A 453-nucleotide genomic window follows, 5' to 3' on the forward strand; every position below is an offset into this window, starting at 1 on the left:
AATAATTTAAATTTTTATATATCGCAATTTTTTAAGGCATTTAATTTTTTAAGTGTCCGCTTTCGTTTTGCAAAAAACTTTGTCATTCCGAGCATTTGCCAAAATGCAAATGAATCCAGACTAAATAAAATTCGTTTTTATAATTTAGCTTCTTTATTATTGGATTGCCACGACTTTTTACGAAGTCTCGCACACGCTGTGCGCCTCACTCTGTGTGCTTTAGCAACGGCGATGACATGCATTTTTTGTCATTACGAGGATGAAATCCGAAGTAATCCAAAATTAAATGAATTCTATACAAAGTGGATTGCCACGCCTTCGGCTCGCAATGACAATTATTTTAACACGTCATTGCGAGGCATTGGAAATGCCGAAGCAATCAAATTTACTTTCGATAACTTATCAAGGAAAATAAAAAATCCTTGTTTAGTTATAAATATCTTACTTATAGGA

At 33.3% G+C, this 453-nt stretch carries 1 protein-coding gene; it reads left to right on the forward strand.

Annotation, left to right across the window (positions count from 1 at the left end; translation table 11 throughout):
* Positions 1-453: hypothetical protein (locus EZH24_RS15205; RefSeq protein WP_236847284.1), on the forward strand; the 453-nt coding region annotated here is incomplete at both ends.

It is taken from the genome of Brachyspira catarrhinii (assembly GCF_005518285.1).
Classification (GTDB): domain Bacteria; phylum Spirochaetota; class Brachyspiria; order Brachyspirales; family Brachyspiraceae; genus Brachyspira; species Brachyspira catarrhinii.